Source organism: Streptomyces sp. NPDC087440 (assembly GCF_044744005.1).
Taxonomy (GTDB): domain Bacteria; phylum Actinomycetota; class Actinomycetes; order Streptomycetales; family Streptomycetaceae; genus Streptomyces.
This window is the reverse complement of the sequence record NZ_JBIUXN010000003.1, coordinates 257,596-278,296: the sequence shown is the minus strand read 5'-3', so window position 1 is coordinate 278,296 and position 20,701 is coordinate 257,596. Positions and strand designations below refer to the sequence as shown.

13 protein-coding genes are annotated in these 20,701 nt (G+C 72.3%); 7 read left to right on the top strand and 6 right to left on the bottom strand.

Annotated elements, in window-relative coordinates:
• Positions 1-2: 2 nt before the first annotated feature.
• Positions 3-1,349 carry an ABC transporter substrate-binding protein gene (locus ACIO3O_RS09480; protein ID WP_401743992.1) on the bottom strand — a complete coding sequence of 449 codons (1,347 nt, stop codon included), beginning with the start codon at positions 1,347-1,349 and terminating at the stop codon, positions 3-5.
• A gap of 299 nt (positions 1,350-1,648) precedes the next feature.
• On the opposite strand from ACIO3O_RS09480, the gene ACIO3O_RS09475 reads away from it, so the two are divergent.
• Together ACIO3O_RS09475 and ACIO3O_RS09470 are read left to right on the top strand one after the other, a co-directional pair.
• On the top strand, positions 1,649-5,971 hold the full coding sequence (locus ACIO3O_RS09475; protein WP_401743990.1) for an NEW3 domain-containing protein: 4,323 nt from the start codon (positions 1,649-1,651) through the stop codon (positions 5,969-5,971).
• Entirely contained in the window at positions 5,968-7,062 is a 1,095-nt protein-coding gene (locus ACIO3O_RS09470; protein ID WP_401743987.1) for a LacI family DNA-binding transcriptional regulator, read from the top strand. The genes ACIO3O_RS09475 and ACIO3O_RS09470 overlap by 4 nt, the downstream gene beginning before the upstream one ends.
• A gap of 48 nt (positions 7,063-7,110) precedes the next feature.
• Here the strand turns inward: ACIO3O_RS09470 and ACIO3O_RS09465 are convergent, their stop codons facing one another.
• The 3 genes from ACIO3O_RS09465 to ACIO3O_RS09455 all read right to left on the bottom strand — a co-directional run bounded on the left by ACIO3O_RS09465 (position 7,111) and on the right by ACIO3O_RS09455 (position 10,971).
• Entirely contained in the window at positions 7,111-8,115 is a 1,005-nt protein-coding gene (locus tag ACIO3O_RS09465) for an aldo/keto reductase (RefSeq protein WP_401743985.1), read from the bottom strand.
• Between the two features lie 85 nt (positions 8,116-8,200).
• Positions 8,201-9,964: a malto-oligosyltrehalose trehalohydrolase gene (gene treZ, locus ACIO3O_RS09460; protein WP_401743982.1), complete on the bottom strand. Its 1,764-nt coding sequence runs from the start codon at positions 9,962-9,964 to the stop codon at positions 8,201-8,203.
• A 62-nt stretch (positions 9,965-10,026) separates the two neighbouring features.
• On the bottom strand, positions 10,027-10,971 hold the full coding sequence (locus ACIO3O_RS09455; protein WP_401743980.1) for a GNAT family N-acetyltransferase: 945 nt from the start codon (positions 10,969-10,971) through the stop codon (positions 10,027-10,029).
• A 113-nt stretch (positions 10,972-11,084) separates the two neighbouring features.
• Between ACIO3O_RS09455 and ACIO3O_RS09450 the strand changes: the two genes are divergently transcribed.
• Positions 11,085-11,633: a DUF1707 and FHA domain-containing protein gene (locus ACIO3O_RS09450; RefSeq protein ID WP_401743978.1), complete on the top strand. Its 549-nt coding sequence runs from the start codon at positions 11,085-11,087 to the stop codon at positions 11,631-11,633.
• 150 nt (positions 11,634-11,783) lie between these two features.
• Positions 11,784-12,224, top strand: a complete 441-nt coding sequence (locus tag ACIO3O_RS09445) for an SSI family serine proteinase inhibitor (protein ID WP_401743975.1) — start codon at positions 11,784-11,786, stop codon at positions 12,222-12,224.
• Positions 12,225-12,329: 105 nt separating this feature from the next.
• On the opposite strand, the gene treY is transcribed toward ACIO3O_RS09445, so the two are convergent.
• Positions 12,330-14,735: a malto-oligosyltrehalose synthase gene (gene treY / locus ACIO3O_RS09440; RefSeq protein ID WP_401743973.1), complete on the bottom strand. Its 2,406-nt coding sequence runs from the start codon at positions 14,733-14,735 to the stop codon at positions 12,330-12,332.
• Positions 14,736-14,897: 162 nt separating this feature from the next.
• Here treY and ACIO3O_RS09435 point away from each other — a divergent pair, with 162 nt between their 5' ends.
• Positions 14,898-16,124, top strand: coding sequence for an MFS transporter (locus ACIO3O_RS09435; protein ID WP_401744471.1), 1,227 nt, complete (start codon positions 14,898-14,900; stop codon positions 16,122-16,124).
• On the opposite strand, the gene glgX is transcribed toward ACIO3O_RS09435, so the two are convergent.
• Positions 16,084-18,216: a glycogen debranching protein GlgX gene (glgX, locus tag ACIO3O_RS09430; protein WP_401743971.1), complete on the bottom strand. Its 2,133-nt coding sequence runs from the start codon at positions 18,214-18,216 to the stop codon at positions 16,084-16,086. The two genes, ACIO3O_RS09435 and glgX, sit on opposite strands and share 41 nt — an antisense overlap.
• A gap of 308 nt (positions 18,217-18,524) precedes the next feature.
• Between glgX and ACIO3O_RS09425 the strand changes: the two genes are divergently transcribed.
• Together ACIO3O_RS09425 and ACIO3O_RS09420 are read left to right on the top strand one after the other, a co-directional pair.
• Positions 18,525-19,769, top strand: a complete 1,245-nt coding sequence (locus ACIO3O_RS09425; protein ID WP_401743968.1) for an SAV2148 family HEPN domain-containing protein — start codon at positions 18,525-18,527, stop codon at positions 19,767-19,769.
• Positions 19,770-19,883: 114 nt separating this feature from the next.
• The gene (locus ACIO3O_RS09420; RefSeq protein ID WP_401743967.1) at positions 19,884-20,624 is read left to right on the top strand and encodes a 3'-5' exonuclease; all 741 of its coding nucleotides are present in this window, start codon (positions 19,884-19,886) and stop codon (positions 20,622-20,624) included.
• Positions 20,625-20,701: the final 77 nt, after the last annotated feature.

Here is a 20,701-nt window from a genome sequence, read left to right as displayed (position 1 = left end):
GCCTACTTCTTCTTCTGCTGGGCCTGCTGGGCCAGGATCTTGTTCGCTTCCTCCTGCGCCTTCGCCAGCGCGGTCTTCGCGTCCACCTCGCCCTTGATGGCCTTCTGCATCTCGCGGACCACCGCGTCACCGATCTGGCTGGTCCACTCCACCGGCGTGTTCGCGTCGAGCTGCGCCTCCTTCAGCTCCTCCGCGCCGAGCGCCCGCGCCAGGGTCTCCGGGTCCTTGCCGTCGCCCTTGTCGGAGAAGTACGGGTCGGCCAGGCCCTTGGCGTTCGAGGGGTAGATCGCGACCTCCTTGGCGAAGGCGACCTGGTTGGGGCCGTTCGTGACCCACTTCGCGAACTCGGCTGCCGCGTCAGGGGACTTGGTGTCCTTGCGGACGCCCAGCGACTGCGTGTAGATCCCGATGTGGCCGAGCACCCCGGTGACGGCCTTCTGCACCTGCGTCTTGGCGTACACCTTCGGCGCGTTCGCCTTGACGTCCCGGATGAACCCGGGCGAACCCGGGCCAAAGACCAGCTTGTCGGCCCCGTACAGCTGGCTGGTGTCGTCGGACTTGGTGAGCGACTCCTTGGGCATCGCGCCCTTGGCGTACAGCTCCTTCATCCGCTCGACCCACGCGACGGCCTTCGGCGTGTTGAAGGTGAAGGCGTCCTTCTTCGCGTTGAGGACCGGCACGCCCATCTTCTGCCAGTCGCCGGGGAGCCGGGACTTCGGGTCGGCCATGAAGGCCGCGTACTTACCGCCGGACTTCTCGGTGATCTTCTCCGCGTAGTCGAAGAACTGCTCCACCGTCGTCGGCGGCTTGTCGACGTCCAGGCCGGACTTCGCGAAGAGATCCTTGTTGTACGTGAGGATCTCCGGCGTCACGTACCAGGGGTACGCGAACACGCCCTTCTTGCCCGGCAGCTTGTACTGGTCCCACGCGCCCGGCACGTACTCCTGCTGCACCGCCGGGTCCAGTGTGGCGACATCGGCCAACATGCCCCGGTCGGCGAGGAGTTGGAAGGAGTCGGTGTTGAGGTTGACGACGTCCGGCAGTGCGCCCGCCTGCGCGTCCGCGACCAGCTTCTCGTTGTAGCCGTCGCCCGGTACGTCCTCCCACTTCACCTTCACGTCCGGGTACTTCTTCTGGAACGCGTCGATGACGCCCTGGACGTACGTGGTGAAGGTCGGCTTGAGCTGAAGCGTGCGGAAACTGATCTCGCCGGACACCTTGCCCGACTTCTCGGGCTGCTTGGCATCGTTGTCATTGCCGCTGCCGCCCAGACCGCAGGCGGCGGTGGACAGCAGGGTTGCCGCCATGGCGGTGGCGATGGAGATGCGGGACAGGCGCCCACGGGACATCGTCGTTCCTCCTCTTCGCACCGGCCGCGCTGCCGGATTGCGCAACACACGATGGAGGGGGCGATCTGCATTCGTCAACAGGTCGGTCAGCGTCGGTTTTTGTACGGCTGTGAGCTGGACTAAAGCGGTTGAGTGGGGAGTTGACACCGCAGGGCGGGAGCGGTAATGCTTCTTCGCGCTCATGCGGTTTAGCCGGAGTGCGTGACATGTGCGTGCGCATCAAATGCCGCGTGACCGCTAATGCGGTTTAGCTGCTACTCGCCTACTGGCGTACGGAGTTGGGGGTTCGGGTGGACGGCATGCGCACCGGCGTCACGGTCACGGGGGTGGACACACCGAGCCTCTTCACCGGCCCGGAGGGTCATCCGTTGCAGGTGGTACGCGTGGGACTGCGGCGGAGCCGGCCGGTCGGCCCCCTCGTCGTCTCACTCGCGGGTCCACAGGTCGAGACGCCGCACCCGCGATGGCTGCGCGCGGACGCGGTGGAGGCGTATGCGGGGGTGGATGCGGCCTCCGAACTGCCGACCCCGTCAGGGGAGTTCACCCGGTCCGACACCGTTGAGGTCTCCGTCGACCTGTGCGGCGCGTCCCCCGGCACCCGCCTGCCCGCGACCGTCCGCGTCAGCACCCCGGACGGGCGGCTCCTCGCCTCCCGTCCCTGCGACCTGGTCGCCGCCGAACCCGGCTGGACGGTCCGCCTGGTTCCGCACTTCCACTACGACCCGCTCTGGTGGAACACCCAGGCCGCCTACACCTCCCAGTGGGACGCCCCCGCCCGGGAGGGCGAGCCGGACAAGGGCTGGGAGTACGTCGGGGTGCCCGCCTTCACCCTCGTGCCGCTGCACCTCCAGCAGGCCCGCGACGACCTCTCGTACCGCTTCGTCCTCTCGGAGGTCGACTACCTCAAGCCGTTCTGGGACACGCATCCCGCATACCGGGACGAGCTGCGGGAGTTGATCGCGGACGGCCACCTGGAGATCGTCGGCGGCACCTACAACGAGCCCTCCACCAACCTCACCTGCGCCGAGACCACCGTCCGCAGCGCCCTGCACGGCCTGCGCCTCCACCGCGACGCCCTCGGCGCCGACCCCCGTACCGCCTGGCAGCTCGACGTCTTCGGCCACGACCCCGGCTTCCCCTCCCTGATGGCCGGCGCGGGCCTCGACTCGGCGGTCCTCGCCCGGGGCCCGTACCACCAGTGGGGTCCGATGATGGACACCTGGGGCGCGGCGCTGCGGCCCCCGACCGCCATGCAACTGCCCTCCGAGTACGAGTGGATCGGCCCCGGCGGCGGCCCCGGCCTGCTCCTGCACTACCTCCCCGCCCACTACTCGGCGGGCTGGTTCTCGCACGCCGAGCCGGACGCGGAGGCCGCCGCCGCGAAGCTCCTCGAACTCTTCGAGCTGCTGCGCCGTTCCGCGACCACCCGCAACGTCCTCATCCCGATGGGCACGGACTTCTCCTGGCCGCACCCGTGGGGCCTCGCGGTCCAGCGCGAGTGGACCGCGCGCTACACCTGGCCGAAGCTGGAGCACGCGACCCCCAGTGACCATTTCGCCGCCGTCCGGGCCGAGTTGACGTCCAGGGGCGAACTTCCGCTGCCGGTGACGCGCGAGATGGGGCCCGTCTACACCGGCAAGGACGTCTCGTACGCCGACGTGAAACAGGCCCACCGCGCCGCCGAATACCTCCTCCAGGAGGCCGAGACCCTGGCCGCCCTCGCCCACGCGCGCGACGGCCTCCCGTACCCGCAGGCCGCCCTCGACAAGGCCTGGCGACACCTGCTGCACGCCGCCCACCACGACGCCGTCACCGGAACCTTCTCCGACCAGGTCTACCTCGACCTGCTGCCGACCTGGCGCGAGGCACACGAACTGGCGGGCCAGGTGCGGGGGTTGGCGCTGGATGCCCTGGTGGGGGAGGGGGTCGGTGCCTCGGCGGAGGCGGCCGGCCCCTCGGTGACCGTCGTCAACGCGCTGTCGTGGACGCGGACGGATGTCGTACGGGTCGACCTCCCCGGCCTCGCCGCGCGGGCCGACCGGCTCGCCCTGTGCGACGAGACGGGCGCGCTCTCCCCGGTCCTGGTGGAGGGGGTCTCCCCGGAGGGCGCGGTGAGCATCGCCTTCCTGGCGGCGGACGTGCCGGGGCTCGGGCGGCGGACCTGGTCGGTGGTCCGTGATGAGACGGGACTGTCCGAGGGGTGGACCGTGGACGCGGGTGCGGCACCCGTCGTACGGAACGAGACGTACGAGGTGGAAGCCGACCCGACCCGGGGCGGCGGCTTGTGCCGGATCACCCAACGAGCCGACGGACAGGAGCTGTTGACGGCGGGGGAGGTGGACGCGCTCGTCGTCCAGGACGAGTACCCGGCCCACCCCTTCTTCGAGGAAGGGCCCTGGCACCTGCTCCCCAAGGGGCCGGGGGAGTCCTCGGAGTCCGCGCCCGCCGACGCGGTGCGGGTCGAGCGCTGCCCGATCGGGGCGCGCATCGTCGCCTCGGGGCGCACCGGGCCCGTGGCGTGGACCCGGACGACCACCCTGTGGGACGGCGTGGACAGGGTCGAACTGAACACCCTCGTGCGGGACTTCACCGGCAGCGACCAGCTCCTGCGGCTGCGCCTGCCCGTGGACGTGCCCGGCGCGCAGCCCGTCGCGGAGACGGCCACGGCGGCCGTGGGGCGCGGCTTCGCGTTCCCCGAGGCCGACACGGGCGCCGACCACACCCGGGCCCCGTGGACCCTCGACACCCCGTGCCTGAACTGGTTCGGCCTCTCCGCCATGACCCGGGCGGTGCTGAGCGGCCCCGACGGAGCGGCGGCCGGAGTGCGGGCGCTGGGCGCGGGCGAGATTGTCCTGCCGGACGCGGGAGCGCCCGAGGGGCTGCGGGAGTGCGTCACGGCGCTGGGCGCACTCGGCGTGACGACCACGCCCACCCGCCCGGACGGGCCCCGCTGGGGCGACCTCGCCGTCGACAGCAGCCTCCCCGACTTCCGGCTGGCCCTCGGCGGACCCGAGGCCAACGCCTTCACCGCCGCCGTGCTGGCCGCCGCCGACCCGGCCTACGCGGACGCCGTGAAGCGCGGCGCACCGGTGGTGTGGGTGCCCGCGCTGCGGCCCCTGCGGGAGACCTGGCAGCCCGGATGCGACCTGACGGGAGTGCGGGACCTTCCGGTGCTGGTGCTCGCGGGCACCCTTGCGTCGTTCACCGACACGGTGGTGCGCGAGCGCCAGGTGGGGGCGCTGCATCCGCTGCCGGAGGAAGGGGCGCAGGAGTATGCCGTTTTCGAGGACCGCACGGTCGCCCTCCTGGTGCGCGGCACACCGGGGTGCGCGGTGGACACCCGGGGCCGGTTGCACAGTTCGCTGCTGCGGTCGTGCACCGGGCGGCCGAGCGGCGCGTGGATGGACCCGCCGCGCCGCACCGCCCCCGACGGCAGCTCCTTCCAGCTCCAGCACTGGACGCACGCATTCACGCATGCCCTGGTGTCAGGGGCGGGCGACTGGCGGGACCTCGACCTGGTGCGCAGGGGGCGGGAGTTCAACTCCCCGATGACCGCACGGGTGACGGGCGCGGAGCCCGGTGCCGGGCGCTTCCTGGAGGTGGACGGGCTGCTGGTCGAGACCGTCAAGCGCGCCGCCGACGGAGGCGTGGCCGTACGTCTCAGGGAGGCACAGGGGCGGACGGTCACCGGCACGGTCCGGGTGCCCTTCCCGGTGGCCGGGGCGGCACGGGCCGACCTCCTCGACGTACCGCAGCAGGAACTGACGCCCGACGCCGGCGACGGTGCGTACCGGGTGACGCTCGGCGGCAACCAGTGGACGACCCTGCACCTCACCCTGCCGGAGGGGCCGGGTTCCACCGTCGAGCACAGGGAGGCGTTGCAGCCGGGCTTCAGCAGGTACTGGCTGCACAACACCGGCACCGCGCCGCTGGGCGACTCACCGTACGCGGTGACGGTCGCGCCCGACCTGGTGACGGTCGCCTCCGGGGGACCGGCGGGCGAGGCCACCGTGACCGTGCACGCGCCCGCTGGGTGGCAGACCTCCTGGACGACGCAGACGGTCGCCCTGGACGCGGGCGGGCATGTGCGTCTCCCGTTCCGGGTGGAGCCTGCGGGCGGGGCGGCGGCGGGCGACCACCTGGTGCGGGTGACGGCGGAGTTCCAGGACGGCACCGCCGTGGAGGACAGCCTCACTGTCACCGTCGCCGGTGACAGTGCGCTGCCCGTGCCGGGGATCGCCGTCAGCGTGCCCGAAGGAACGGTCCGTGTCGTCGCGGGGGAGAGTGTCCCGTTGCCCGTCCATCTGTCGAACACCCTGCGCAGTGACCTGCGGTGCGAGGCCATCCTGGTCTCCCCGTACGGTGGTTGGCAGTCGGCCGGTCCCCGCTCGCGCGTCGTCGACGTCCCCCCGGACGGCACGGCCGAAGCCCGCTTCACCCTGCACCCGCCCGTCACCACCGCACCCGGCAGCTACTGGGTGCTGGTCAAGGCGGTCGGGCAGGGCCGCATCGCGTACAGCGCGGCCGTCGACGTACGGGTGGAAGCACCCGTGGTACGGGTGGAAGCACCCCTTCCGCAGATTCGGCAGAACCCCACTCCCGAGAGGACCCCCGCCCCATGACCGCTGCTGCCGCGTCCGGTGACGGCATCCGGCCCCGTCCGGCGCGCAGACCCACCATGAAGGACATCGCCCGCCGCGCCGGAGTCTCCGAGAGCGCCGTGTCCTTCGCCCTCAACGACCGCCCCGGAGTCTCCCCGGGCACCCGCGAGAGGGTGCGCAGGGTCGCCGAGGAGCTGGGCTGGCAGGCCAACAGCGCCGCCCGCGCGCTCTCCGGCGAGCGGTCGGGGTGCGCCGGGCTGGTGCTCGCGCGGCCCGCGCACACCCTGGGCGTCGAGTCGTTCTTCCTCCAGCTCGTCTCCGGCATCCAGGAGGCGCTGTCCGCCCGCCAAGTGGCCCTGCTCTTCCAGGTGGTGGAGGACCTCGACACCGAGCTGGCCGTCCTGCGCCGCTGGTGGGCCGAACGCCGCGTGGACGGCGTCCTGGTGGTCGACCCCCGCGTCGACGACCCCCGCCCCGCCCTGCTGGCCTCCCTGGGGCTGCCCGCCGTCGTCATCGGCGGCCTGGAGGCCGACCGGCACCACGCGGAGACCCCGCCGGCCGTCTCCAACGTGTGGGCCGACGACGCGGGCGCCATGGCCTCCGTACTGGACCACCTGTACTCCCTCGGCCACCGCCGCATCGTGCACGTCGCCGGAATGCGCGGCCTCGCACACACGGAACGGCGCATCGTGTCCCTGCGCGCGGAGGCCGCCCGCCGCAACCTCACCGAGGACGAGGTGCGCTCGGTGGCCACCGACTACTCCGACGCGGAGGGTGCCGCCGCCACCCGCCGCATCCTCGACGAGCCGCCGCGCACCCGCCCCACGGCGATCGTCTACGACAACGACGTGATGGCCGTCGCGGGCGCCTCCGTGGCCGCCGGACGCGGTGTCTCCGTCCCCTCGGAGCTGTCCATCGTCGCCTGGGACGACTCGGCGCTCTGCCGGGTCACCCACCCCCGGCTGACGGCCCTGGTGCGCGACACCCCCGGCTTCGGCCGCCTCGCCGCGCAGGAACTCCTCGCCGTCCTCGACGGAGCCCCCGTACGCAGCCTCCAGGGCGAACTGCCGCACCTGGAGCCGAGGGAGAGCACGGGCCCACCACGGAAGTGACCCCCTGGGTGCCGCCTCCCGCCGAGGCGGCACCCGGCGCAAGGGGTGTCAGATCCGCCCCTCGACACCGTTGATCCAGTCGTACGGATACGGCACCGGCCGCGAGCTCGCCGCATCCAGCCTCGCCACCTGCTCCGCCGTCAGCGCCCAACCGCCCGCCCCCAGGCTCTCCGTGAGCTGCTCCGCCGTGCGTGCCCCCACGATCGGCGCCGCCACCGCCTGCCGGTCCATCAGCCACCGCAGCGCCACCTGCCCCGGCGTGCGCTCCGCCTCCTCCGCGACCGCGACAAGGGCGTCCACGACCCGCCAGGTCTCCTCGGTGTCCCGCTCGCCCCACGACCCGTCACCGGCGGTGCTCTGCCGACGGGCCTCACGGGAACCGTCGGGCGCCGTCGCCCCCCGCCGGTACTTGCCGGTGAGCCAGCCACCGGACAGCGGGCTGAAGGGCACGATTCCGATGCCCTCCTCCGCGCACAGCGGCCCCAGCTCCCACTCCACCTCGCGCTGCATCAGGTTGTAGAGCGGCTGGAGCGAGCTGTACGGCTCCCAGCCGTGCGCCCGCGCCACGTACTGCGCCCTCAGCAACTGCGAAGGTGCGATGTTGCTCGCGCCCAGGTAACGCACCTTGCCCGCCCGCACCAGGGTGTCGAGCGTGGACAGGGTCTCCTCGATCGGCGTCGTCCGGTCCCACATGTGCGTCTGGTACAGGTCGATGTGGTCGGTGCCCAGCCGGCGCAGGCTGGCCTCCACCGCCGAGACGATGTGCTTGCGGCTCAGGGCACTGTCGTTGGCGCCCTCGCCCATGCGCGCCCACACCTTGGTGGCGATCACCAGGTCGTCCCGGCGGCGGCCCTTCAGCCACCGTCCCAGCACCTCTTCCGAGACGCCCCGCCCGTACATGTCGGCGGTGTCGATGAACGTGCCGCCCGCCTCGACGAACGTGTCGAGGATGCGATGCGCCTCGGCTTCGCCGTCCCCGTCGCTGAACGTCATCGCGCCGAGGCACAGTTCGCTGACCCGCAGTCCGGTGCGCCCCAGGTTCCGCTGCTCCATGAATTCCCCTCCGTGGTCCGTGAGCGGGAACCTTAGGGACTCAAGCGCACTTGAGGTCAAGTGTCGCTGCGGCCAGTCCTGTTGATCAGCTTCCCAGCACCACGCAGGAGTGCGCCGGAAGCACCAGCACCCCGTCCCGTCCCGGTGCCTGCACCGGCTCCCACGCCGCCAGCACCCGGGTACGACCGTTGCGGCCGAGCCCGATGGTCGCCGGGTCCGGTGCCAGGTTCACCGCCACCCGCACGTCGCCCCTGCGGTACGCGATCCAGCTCCCCGCCCCGTGCGCCGCGTGGGCGACCCGGACCGCCGCCAGGTCCGGGTCGGTCAGGTCGGGGTGCGTACGGCGCAGGGCGATCAGCTCCCGGTACCAGGCCAGCAGCCGGGCGTGCGGCTCGCGGTCGGGCTCCGACCAGTCCAGGCAGGAGCGCTCGCGGGTGCGCGGGTCCTGCGGATCCGGAATGTCCTCCGCCGCCCAGCCGTGCGCCGCGAATTCCCGGCGGCGGCCCGTCCGTACGGCCTCCGCGAGTTCCGGATCGGTGTGGTCGGTGAAGAACTGCCAGGGCGTGCGCGCCCCCCACTCCTCGCCCATGAACAGCATCGGCGTGAACGGGCTGGTGAGCACCAGCGCCGCCGCGCACGCCAGCAGCCCGGGGGGCAGCGAGGCGGACAGCCGGTCGCCCACGGCCCGGTTGCCGACCTGGTCGTGCGTCTGCGCGTACCCCAGGAAGCGGTGCGCGGACGTCGTCGTCCGGTCGACCGGCCGCCCGTGCGCGCGGCCCCGGAACGACGAATGCGTACCGTCGTGGAAGAACGCCCGCGTGAGGGTCTTCGCGAGCGCCTCCAGAGGTGCTCGCGCGAAGTCCGCGTAGTAGCCCTGGGACTCGCCCGTGAGAGCGGTGTGCAGGGCGTGGTGGAAGTCGTCGTTCCACTGCGCGTGCAACCCCAGCCCGTTCAGGCTGCGCGGTGCGGTGGTGCGCGGGTCGCCGAGGTCGGACTCGCCGATCAGGAACATCGGCCGCCCGGTGTCCGCCGCCAGTTGGTCCACGGCGGCCGACAGCTCCTCCAGGAAGTGCAGCGCGCGGGTGTCGGCGAGGGCGTGCACGGCGTCCAGGCGCAGCCCGTCGATCCGGTAGTCCCGCAGCCACGACAGGGCGCTCTCGCGCAGGTACGCGCGCACCTCGTCGGAGCCGGGCGCGTCCAGGTTCACCGCCGAGCCCCAGGGCGTGTGGTGGGTGTCGGTGAAGTACGGGCCGAACAGGGGCAGGTAGTTGCCGGACGGGCCGAGGTGGTTGTGCACGACGTCCAGCACCACCCCGAGCCCGGCCGCGTGCGCCGCGTCGACGAACCGCTTCAGGCCGTCCGGGCCCCCGTACGGTTCGTGCACCGCCCACAGCGACACCCCCTCGTACCCCCACCCGTGCGTCCCCGGGAACGGGCACACCGGCATCAGCTCGACGTGCGTGACCCCCAGCTCCACCAGGTGCGCGAGCCGCTTCGCGGCCGCGTCGAAGGTGCCTTCGAGGGTGTACGTGCCGATGTGCAGCTCGTACAGCACCGCACCCGACAGCGACCTCCCCCGCCACTCCCGCGCCCACGTGTACGCCTCGTGGTCCACGACGGCGCTGGGGCCGTCGGGACCCTCCGGCTGGCGGCGCGAGCGGGGGTCGGGCCGCACCGGGCCCCCGTCGAGCGAGAAGCCGTACGGAGTGCGGTGCGCGGCCTGCACCCCCACCGTCCACCAGCCGTCCCGGTCCGGATCGCGTTCCATGGGGTACGTCTGCACCTCCGCGTCCGGCAGGTGCAGCGTCACCCGTTCCTCCGCATGCGGCGCCCATACGTCGAACAGCACTGGCGGCCCCTCTTCGTCGGCGAGCTCTGCTCGGGGGCGGCTCTGTCCGGGGGAGAGCTCGGTCAGCCCCAGGTCATATTCAGTGCCCGCTCGAAGTTGACATAACCGGCACGGGCGAACGCCTTGGCCATCGGCACGTTGGCGAGGTCCGTCGCGGCGCGGATGCGCGGCACGTCCTCGGCGGCGAGCACCCGGGTGCCCTCGGCGAGGAGCTCGTCGATGTAGCCCTGGCCGCGGTGGGCGGGCAGCACGCCGATGTAGGCGATGATCGGGTGGTAGTTGTTGCGGGCCGGGACCACGAAGCCCACCGGTTCACCGGTGTCGGCGCGCTCGGCGACGCGCCACCACTCCTGCGGCGTCGTGAAGTGCGCGAGCTCCTCGTCGTAGTGCAGTTCGGCGGCCTCGCGCAGACTCAGCCCGCCCGCGAGATCGGCCTGTCCGTGGGCGTCGAGGGTGCCCTCCATCACCGGCGTCATCAGTGCCAGCAGGTCCTCGCGGTCGCGCACCGGCCGGAAGACCAGCCGCCCGGTGGGCTCGGCGACCGGGGTTCCCGGACGCCACTCCAGGCGCAGCCGCTCCACCAGCAGCCGCGCGCCGGACGCCTGAAGGATGTTCATGCGGGCCTCGACGGCGTCCCGGTCCGCTGCGTTGTCGTGCCAGTCGCCCGGGACGTAGCGCCCGTACTCGGGCCACTGGGTGACGTCCTGCGGCAGGACGGCCGCTGCGGCGCGTCTCAGCAACTCGGCGCCGACCTCGGAGCGTTCGGGCTCGTCGAGCGTGTCGTCCAGGTCGAAGAAGTCCAGGGCCTGCGGGGTGTCGCCCTTCGTGCCGGTCCACCAGGAGATCCTGGCCAGGACCCGGTCCTCGCGCACGGCGACCCACATCCAGGACGGCAGCCGGCGGCCCTCGGCGAGATCGTCGGCCAGCTCGTGGTCGAGCGTGTAGGACAACTTGCAGAACAGGTCGAGTTCCTCGGGCCCTGCGAGCGGACGGAATATTACGGACAAAAGTGCTCCCTGAGCCGGGTGTTGTCGCAGATCAGTACGGTTCTGACGTGTGCACGATGCCAGAATTCCCGGCGCGCTGGACACCTTGGCCGTATCGGCCCGACAATCTTCCTGTGACGCCCTCCTACGAGCCCCACACCTACCCGGCGAGGCTCTCCGACGCCGAACGGGACCGTGCGCTGGCCGTGCTCCGTGAGGGCGCCGCCCAGGGCAAGCTCTCGCACGAGACGTTCCTCCAGCGGATGGAGCTGGCCCTCGCCGCCCGGCAGTCCGCCGACCTCGCGATACTCACCGCCGACCTCGACACCGACGGCCGCTGGTCCCGCCGGATGTTCGGCGCGGTGAGCCGGGCCTCCGCCTTCACCGTGCGGCTGCGCAGGGCCTGGACGACCGAACGGCTGCCGAAACTGCTGCTGCCGGACCCCGGCCCCACCCCGCTGCTGATCGGCCGCGACATCGGCAACGGGCTGCGGCTGAGCCACGAGACCGTCTCCCGGCGGCACGCGGAGCTGCTCCGCCAGGGCGGGCTGTGGATACTGCGCGACCTCGGCTCGACCAACGGCACCTGTGTCAACGGCCGCCGGGTCACCGGCATGGCGGTCGTCAACGACGGCGACCAGGTCAGCTTCGGGCGCATGTCCTTCCGTCTCTCGGCCACCTGAGACCGCTCACAACAGCCGTACGCGGCGACGGGTTGCGCCGGTGTGGGCCGTTCGGCCCAGCGCGGGTCAACGTGCGCCGTCACCGTGCCGATGCACGCACCGGCGCGGACGACCGTCCGCGCGGCACCCGTGCACAGAACGGTGACACCCATGTCGGCAGTACGCACCGCAGTTCGCAGCACCCTGCGCAGGTCCCTCGTCGTGGCCGCCGCCTCCGCGGCCCTGTTCGCCTCCGCGGGCGGCGCCACCGCCCAGGAGACGCCCGCCCAGCACTCCGGCAACTGGATGTACGTCGCCGTCGTCGAGGGGGAGGACGTGATGGGCGACGTGCGGGGCACCCTCCTGAAGTGTCCGCCCGCCCAGGACGCCGGGCACAAGAACGCCGCCGCTGCCTGCAAGCAGCTCGCCGCCGTCGACGGCGACATCACGAAGATCAAGCGCGCCGACGTCGCCTGCCCGATGATCTACAAGCCGGTGACGGCCATGGCGTACGGCATGTGGGACGGCCGCCGCATGGTGTTCGCCAAGAACTTCCCCAACGCCTGTGTCATGCAGGCCTCCACCGGCTCCGTCTTCACCATGGGCCGCTAGCACGGGAACCGTCCTTCGGGGCCGTGCGGGAGCGTCGCTCTCCCGCACGGCCCCGGAAGCCACTGCCGATGCTCCGATGCCCCTGTGCCCCTGCGCCCCTGCGCCTCAGGAATGCTGCGGGGCGCCGCCCGGTGCCCGTACCAACAGCGCCACCGGGCGCTCCGCGAACAGCTCCAGGAGCGGCACCGCGCCCTCGAACTCCCGGCCGCCGCCCAGCCGGTCGGTCCACCGGCCCGCCGGGAGCGTCAGCACCGTGTCCCGCCAGCCGCCCGCCTCCGCCAGCCGCAGCGACAGCCGGGTCACCGCCGTCACCGTCTCCCCGGAGCGGGTGAACGCGACACAGTGCCGGGCGGCGGGCCCCGAGGCCGTCAGCGGGGTGTACGTGGCGCTGTCGCCGAAGACCTCCGGGCGCTCCCTGCGCAGGGTGAGGGCGGTCGCCGTCAGGTGCAGCTTCTCCTCGGCGAGGGTGACGCCCGCGGGGGCGTCGTCGAGGGTGCGCGGGTCGTAGGAGACGGGGCGGCGGTTGTCCGGGTCCACCAGCGCCAGGTATTCGCCCTCCGTGCCCTGGTACAGCTCCGGCACACCGGGCATGGTGAGCTGCACGAGCGTGGCGCCCAGCGCATTGGCCCGGGTGTGGGGCGTCAGTTCGCGCGAGAAGAGCGCGAGCTCGTACTGGGCGCTGCCGCAGGGGCCCGACCGTACGAACGCCTCCAGAGCCTGTTCGTAGCCCGCGTCCTGCTCGGTCCAGCTGGTGTGCAGGCCCGCCTCGCGGGCCGCCTTCACCAGGGCGGGGACCAGCCGGTCGGGGCCCGCGTACGGGACGGCCACGGCCGTCTGCCAGGCCGTCCACGCGGCGTGCGGGTCCGGGGCAGCGGCCGTCTGCGCCCAGCGCCGCAGCAGGCCCGCCCAGCGCTGCGGGCACTCGGTCAGCACCGCCAGGCGGGCCCGTACGTCCGCGCTGCGCTTGGTGTCGTGGGTGGACAGCACGGTGCCGGTGCCCGGCCAGTCCCGGGCCAGCCGTCCGCAGAACGCGTGGAACTCGTCCGGCGACACCGCGGGCCGCCCCGGGTCCCCGCCGACCTCCGCCGCCGACAGCAGCGGCGTGTAGCGGTAGAACGCGGTGTCCTCCACCGACTTGGCGCGCAGCGCCGAGGAGGTCTGCGCGAACCGGGCGCAGAACGCCCGGTGGTCGGGCCCCGACCCCAGCCGCCCCAGCGCCAGTTCCCGTACGACGTCCACCGCCGACGCCTCCTCGGGCACGGAGAACGCCGCCTTCGCCTCGCGCACCGCCTCCGGCGGCAGGGTCGCCTCCGCCTCCTCCGGCGTGGGGCCGCCCGCCGCGACGTAGGGGCGGTACACGGGCATCCGTACCAACAGCTCGTGCAGGGCACTGTGCAGCGCCCAGGGGGCGTGGTCCCGCAGCGCCGGGTCCGCGGCGCAGATCCGGCCCGCCGCGCGCACCAGGTAGGCGGTCTCGGCGGCCAGTTCGTGCGTGAGCACCCGGTGGGCGGCGCGGCGCACGGTGGCCGCCCAGTAGCCGCCCCGGTCGCCGGGCGGGTCGGCGAACGCCCGGTACAGCTCGGTGAGTTCATCGGCGCCCGTAGGATCGTTGAACAATCCGTCGATCCTGTGCAGGGCGTCGTAACCGGTGGTGCCCGCCACCGGCCAGTCGGCGGGCAGCCGCTCGTCGCCGGTGAGGATCTTCTCCACCACCGTCCAGACCGGCCCGCCCACGGCCTCCTCCGTGGCCCGAGCCAACTGCCGCAGATAGTCGCCGGGGGCGGCGAGACCGTCCGGATGGTCGATCCGCAGCCCCTCCACGACGCCCTCGCGCACCAGCTGGAGGATCTTCGCGTGCGAGGCGGCGAACACCTCCGGGTCCTCCACCCGCACCCCGATGAGGTCCGAAATGGTGAAGAAGCGCCGGTAGTTGAGCTCGGTACGGGCCAGCCGCCACCAGGCGAGCCGGTACCACTGGGCGTCCAGCAGCTCCGGCAGCGGCAGCTTCTCGGTGCCCTCGCGCAGCGGGAAGGCGTGGTCGAAGTAGCGCAGCACCCCGTCCGCCACGGACAGGTGCTCCAGCTCCTCGCCGAGCCTGCCGCCCAGCACCGGCAGCAGGATCTTGCCGTCACCGCCCTCCCAGTCCAGGTCGAACCAGCCCGCGTACGGCGACGCGGGACCCTCCCGCAGCACCTCCCACAGCGGCACGTTGAGGTGCTCGGGGGCGGGCACGGCCATGTGGTTGGGGACGATGTCCAGGACCAGGCCGAGCCCGTGCGCGCGGGCCGTGCGGGAGAGCGCCCGCAGGCCCTCCTCGCCGCCCAGCTCCGCGCGCACGCGTGCGTGGTCCACCACGTCGTACCCGTGCGTGGAGCCGGGCACTGCTTCCAGCACCGGTGACAGGTGCAGATGGGAGACCCCGAGGGCGGCCAGGTACGGCACCGCTTCCTCGGCGGCCGAGAAGGGGAAGTCGGGCTGCAACTGGAGGCGGTAGGTGGAGGTCGGCGTCATGCGAACGTACGTACCCGCATTCGGGGCTTCTGTGTCATCGACCCATGCGTCCGCTCGTCGCGGCGGGGCTAATTTCGCCTGATGGCTTCAGAGACCGAGACACCGAAGAAGAGGGAAGGTTCAGGCGCTCTGCGGACGTACCGGAAGAGCTATCGCGAGGCGATGGCGCTCACCGGCCCTGTACTGCCCCTGGTGTCCTTCCTCGGAAGGCTCCCCCTGGCCATGTGCCAGCTCGGCACCCTGCTGCTGGTCGCCGAGACCAGCGGCAGCCTCGGCACCGCCGGACTCGTCGGCGGCGCCCTGGCGGCCGGACAGACCGTCGGCGGCCCCCTGCTGGGCCGGGCCGCCGACCGGCGCGGACAGCGCCTCGTGGTGCTCGGCGCAACCCTCCTCAACGCCGTCGCCGTCACCGCCCTGGTGCTCGCCGCGCTCGCCCGCCTGGAGACCCTGCCGCTCGCCCTGATCGCCGTGGTCGCGGGCGCGTCCGTGCCGCAGATCGGCCCCATGTCACGCACCCGCACCCTGGCGCTCGCCCGCCGCAAGGGCGCCGACGACCGGCTCATCGGCACGGTGCTCTCCTTCGAGGGCACCCTCGACGAGGTCACCTTCGTCCTCGGACCGGCCCTGGTGGGCCTCGCCGTCGCCGTCGCGCACCCCGCCGCCGCACTGCTCGTCGCCGCCGGACTCCTCGCCGTATGCGGTACGTGGTTCGCACTGCATCCGACGGCGTCCCTGCTACGCCCTACCGCGCACACCACGTCCGGCGAACGTACGAGGCTGACCGGTCAGGTGTACGCCCTGCGTCTCGCGATGGCCCTCCAGGGCGCCATGTTCGGGGCGTCCCAGGCGGGCATCACCGCGCTCACCGAGGACCTGGGGAGGCCGGAGCAGGCGGGCCTGGTGTACGCCGCCATGGGCGTCATGAGCGCCGTCGCCGGGTTCTCGATGGCCGCCGTCCCGGCGAGCGTGGCCCTGAGCACCCGCTGGCGGATCGCCACCGGCGCCCTGGTGGTGCTCTCGGTGCCGCTGCTGTTCGTGTCGCAGCTGTGGCCGCTGTACGTCGTCGTGGTCGTCCTCGGCGTCGCCTACGCCCCCAACATGATCACGATCTTCGGGCTCACCGAACGCGCCGTCCCCGCGGGCAGGCTCGCCGAGTCCATGGCGTACTTGATGAGCGGCATCGTCGGCGGCCAGGCGCTCGCCCTGGCGCTCTCCGGCCGCCTCGCCGAGTCCAGCGGCCCGCCCGCCGCCTTCGCGGTGGTGATCGGGGCAGCCGTCCTGTGCGCGGCTCTGTCCTGGGCGGTACGCCCCCGGGCGGGCCGGGAACGTACCGCCGTCGCGAAAGGCGTCACGCGGGACGCTGAAGCACCGTCAAGCACCGGCCGATGAGCGTGAGGTGCTCGCCCGCGTCCAGCTTCGCGCCGGTGCCGGGCGGCACCCCGTCCTCCCGCGCGGTGTCCACCACGACCTCCCACTGCTGCCCGTGGTCGACCGGCACCCGGAACTCCAGGGTCTCCGCGCTGGCGTTGAACATCAGCAGGAACGAGTCGTCCGCGATGCGCTCGCCGCGCGTGCCCGGCTCCGAGATCGCCTCCCCGTTCAGGAACACCGTGAGCGCCTTGGCGTGCGCGGCCTCCCAGTCCTCCTGCGTCATCTCCTCGCCCTCCGGCGTGAACCACGCGATGTCGGAGAGCTCGTCCTGCGTGCCGCGCACCGGACGCCCGTGGAAGAAGCGCCGGCGCCGGAAGACGGGATGGTCGCGCCGCAGCGCCACCATGGCGCGCGTGAACTGCAACAGGGTGCCGTCCTCGGCCTTGTGGCCCTCCTCGTCGGGGCCCGGCCACGGCACCCAGGAGATCTCGTTGTCCTGGCAGTAGGCGTTGTTGTTGCCGCCCTGGCTGCGCGCGAACTCGTCGCCGTGGCTGAGCATCGGCACCCCTTGCGAGAGCATCAGCGTCGCCACGAAGTTGCGCATCTGCCGCTGCCGCAGCGCCAGGATCTCGCCGTCGTCGGTGGACCCCTCCGCACCGCAGTTCCAGGAGCGGTTGTGGCTCTCGCCGTCCCGGTTGCCCTCGCCGTTGGCGGTGTTGTGCTTGTCGTTGTACGCCACCAGGTCGTGCAGCGTGAACCCGTCGTGGCAGGTGGTGAAGTTGATCGACGCCAGCGGCCGCCGCCCGTCGTCCTGGTACAGGTCCGACGACCCCGTCAGGCGGCCCGCGAACTCCGCTATCGTCTGTGGCTCGCCGCGCCACATGTCGCGCACGGTGTCACGGTACTTACCGTTCCACTCCGTCCACAGCGGCGGGAAGTTGCCCACCTGGTAGCCGCCCTCGCCGACGTCCCACGGCTCGGCGATCAGCTTCACCTGGCTCACGATCGGGTCCTGCTGCACCAGGTCGAAGAACGACGACAGCCGGTCCACCTCGTGGAACTGCCGGGCCAGCGTCGCCGCGAGGTCGAAGCGGAAACCGTCCACCCGCATCTCGGTCACCCAGTACCGCAGCGAGTCCATGATCAGCTGGAGGACGTGCGGCGAGCGCATCAACAGCGAGTTGCCGGTGCCGGTGGTGTCCATGTAGTACTTCGGGTCGTCCGCCAGGCGGTAGTACGACGGGTTGTCGAGCCCCCGGAACGACAGCGTCGGCCCCAGGTGGTTGCCCTCCGCCGTGTGGTTGTAGACCACGTCGAGGATGACCTCGATGCCCGCCTCGTGCAGCGCCTTGACCGCCGTCTTGAACTCCAGCACCTGTTCGCCCCGGTCGCCCCAGGACGCGTAGCTGTTGTGCGGGGCGAAGAAACCGATGGTGTTGTAGCCCCAGTAGTTGTTCATGCCCGCGTCCACCAGCCGGTGGTCGTTGACGAACTGGTGCACCGGCATCAGCTCCAGCGCCGTCACCCCCAGCTCCACCAGGTGGTCGATGATCGCCGGGTGCGCCAGAGCCGCGTACGAACCGCGCAGGTCGTCGGGCAGGTCCGGGTGCAGCATCGTGAGGCCCTTGACGTGCGCCTCGTACAGGATGGTGTGGTGGTAGGCGGTGCGGGGCGGCCGGTCGTCGCCCCAGTCGAAGTACGGGTTGACCACCACCGAGGTCATGGTGTGCGGCGCGGAGTCCTGGTCGTTGCGCTCGTCCGGCTTCCCGAAGTGGTAGCCGTACACCGCCTCGCCCCACTCGATCTCCCCGCTGATCGCCTTCGCGTACGGGTCGAGCAGCAGCTTCGCGGAGTTGGACCGCAGCCCCTGGGAGGGGTCGTACGGGCCGTGGACGCGGTAGCCGTAGCGCTGGCCCGGCATGATGCCGGGCAGGTAGGCGTGCCGTACGAACGCGTCCGACTCCCGCAGCTCGACGGCGGTCTCCGAACCGTCGTCGTGCAGCAGGCACAGCTCGATGCGTTCGGCGGCCTCCGAGAAGACCGCGAAGTTCGTTCCGGCGCCGTCGTACGTGGCGCCCAGGGGATAAGCCTCTCCCGGCCAGACCTGCATGCGATCGACTCTTCCACTTCTGATCCGGGTGGTGCGGAACGACGGGGGGACGGACGAGCGACGGGGACACGGACGAGCACGGACGAGCACGGACGAGCAAGGACGGACGAGCGACGGACGAACGAGGTGCCGTAGCGTCAGATCTTCCCCCGAATCGTGCCCCAATGCGGGCCAATCGCCGGGCGGTTGTGGCCGTCTGGGGGAACGGCTGCACCGGTCGCCCCTCCCGGAGTACCCTTCCTTGATCGTCGGCGGAGGCCGGAGAGCAGGCGGACAACAGTCGAAAGCAGGCAGAAGGCGGTGCGTGGGTGAGCTCGGGAGGGCTGGAGCTACCCCCAGGTGACACGGGTCACGAGGGGGGCTCGGGCGACATCCCGCCCGGTGCGGTCTCGCTCGCGCGACCGATGGAGATCGGTGCGGAACTGGACTGGGGCACGGACGCCTGGAGCGAGGTGCGTACGCGCGCCCAGCGGGCGGGCCGCGCCTACATCTGGCTCAATCTGGTCGAACAGCGCATGCGCGCCGTCGTCGCCGCCGTGCTGCGCCCGGTGTACGAGCCCGTCCACGGCGACGAGTGGGTGGTGGCCGCCGCCGGGCCCGCCGGACAGGAGTGGGTGCAGCGCGCCGTCGCGGTGCGCGAGGTGAGCCGCCGCAAGGGGTACCTCCTGGACCCCGCCGACGACAACGTGCTGAGCTTCCTCACCCTGCCGCAGCTGCGCGAGCTGATGGTGCAGCACTGGCCCTGCTTCGAGCCGTACTACGACGACCGCCGCGACGTCGAGCTGGCGCTCGACGAGCTGGAGGTCACCCGCAACGTCGTCTCCCGCAACCGCGCACTGTCGGAGACCGTCCTCGCACAGGCGGAACGGGCCTCCGCGCGGCTGCTCGAAATCCTCGGCGCGGGCTCCGGCGCGCCGTCCGCCGACCGGCTGCCCGTCGACGCCGTCGAGGACCTCGTCGGCGACCGCTACGCCGACGTCGTCTCCGTGCACCCCGACCGGGTGCGGCTCCAACGGCAGCTGCCCGCCGAGGACCTCTTCGGCGGGGCCCGGCGCGTCGACGCGATCGGGATAGGCCTCAACCTGCTGGTGCAGAACTTCTCCGGGCGCAGACTCGTACGGCTCGCGGAGGCGGGCTGCCGGGTGCGGCTGCTCTTCCTCAACCCGGCCAGCAGCTCGGTGAAGCGGCGCGAACGGGAACTGGGCCTGCGCAAGGGCGAGTTGAGCCGGTCGGTGGAGATGAACATCCTGCACATGCGGCGGGTGCGGGCCAGCCTGCGCGACCCCGGGGCCTTCCAGATCCAGGTCTTCGACGAGACTCCGCGCTTCACCGCCTACCTCGTGGACGGCGACGGGCCCGGCGGCCTCGCCGTCGTCCAGTCGTACCTGCGGCGGGCGCGCGGCATGGAGGCCCCCGTGCTCGTGCTGCGCGGCGGCGGGCGGGGCGGCCGCGACGGGGTGGTGCGGCACGGCCAGGAGACCGAGGCAGGGCTCTTCGAGACGTACCGCGAGGAATTCGAATCGGTCTGGACGGACTCGCGGCCGGTCTCCTGACCTGCACGGCAGACCTCGCGGAAGACCCTGCGGGAACGATCTTCGAGGCCGATTGTCAGTGCTGCGTGCGAGGGTTGTTCTCCGTTGGGGGAGAACACTCAAGGAGGCCCAGGAATGGGATGGCACGGGGAATCGCTGATCGGCTTCGACCTGGAGACCACGGGCACGGAGCCGCTGGAGTCGCGCATCGTGACCGCGGCGGTCGTGGAGGTGCGGGGCGGGGAGGTCGTGGAGCGGCGGCTGTGGCTGGCCGATCCCGGCATCAGAATCCCGGCCCAGGCCACGGCGATACACGGCATCAGCACCGAGCGCGCGAGCACCGAGGGCCGCCCGGCCCGCGAGGTCGCGGACGAGGTCGCCGACGTGCTGGTCGAGCACTGGGCGCGGGGCGTGCCGGTCGTCGCGTACAACGCGGCCTTCGACCTGACGCTGCTCTCCGCCGAACTGGCCCGGCACGGGCTGCCCGCGCTGGGCGACCGGCTCGCCGCGCTGACGGGGGAGCAGGGCATCGGCCCGGTCGTCGACCCGCTCACCATCGACCGGGCCGTCGACCGCTACCGGCGCGGCAAGCGCACCCTCGAAGCGGTCTGTGTGGAGTACGGAGTGGAGCTGGACGGGGCGCACGAGGCGTCGGCGGACGCCCTGGCGGCCGTGCGGGTGGCGATCGCGATAGCCGAGCGGCACCCCACGATCGCCGGACTCGCCCTGCCGGAGCTGCACCAGGAACAGGTGCGGTGGTACGCGGACTGGGCCACCGGCTTCCAGGAGTTCCTCCGGAAGAAGGGCACCGCCGATGCCGTCATCGACCCCACCTGGCCGCTGCGCGCCCCGAGCCCGGCCACCGCGCAGAGCTGACCGGGGCCGGGGCCGATACCGAGGCCAAGCCCGGGGCCAAGACCGGGACCGCCGACGTCGCGGACCGGCCGGCGACC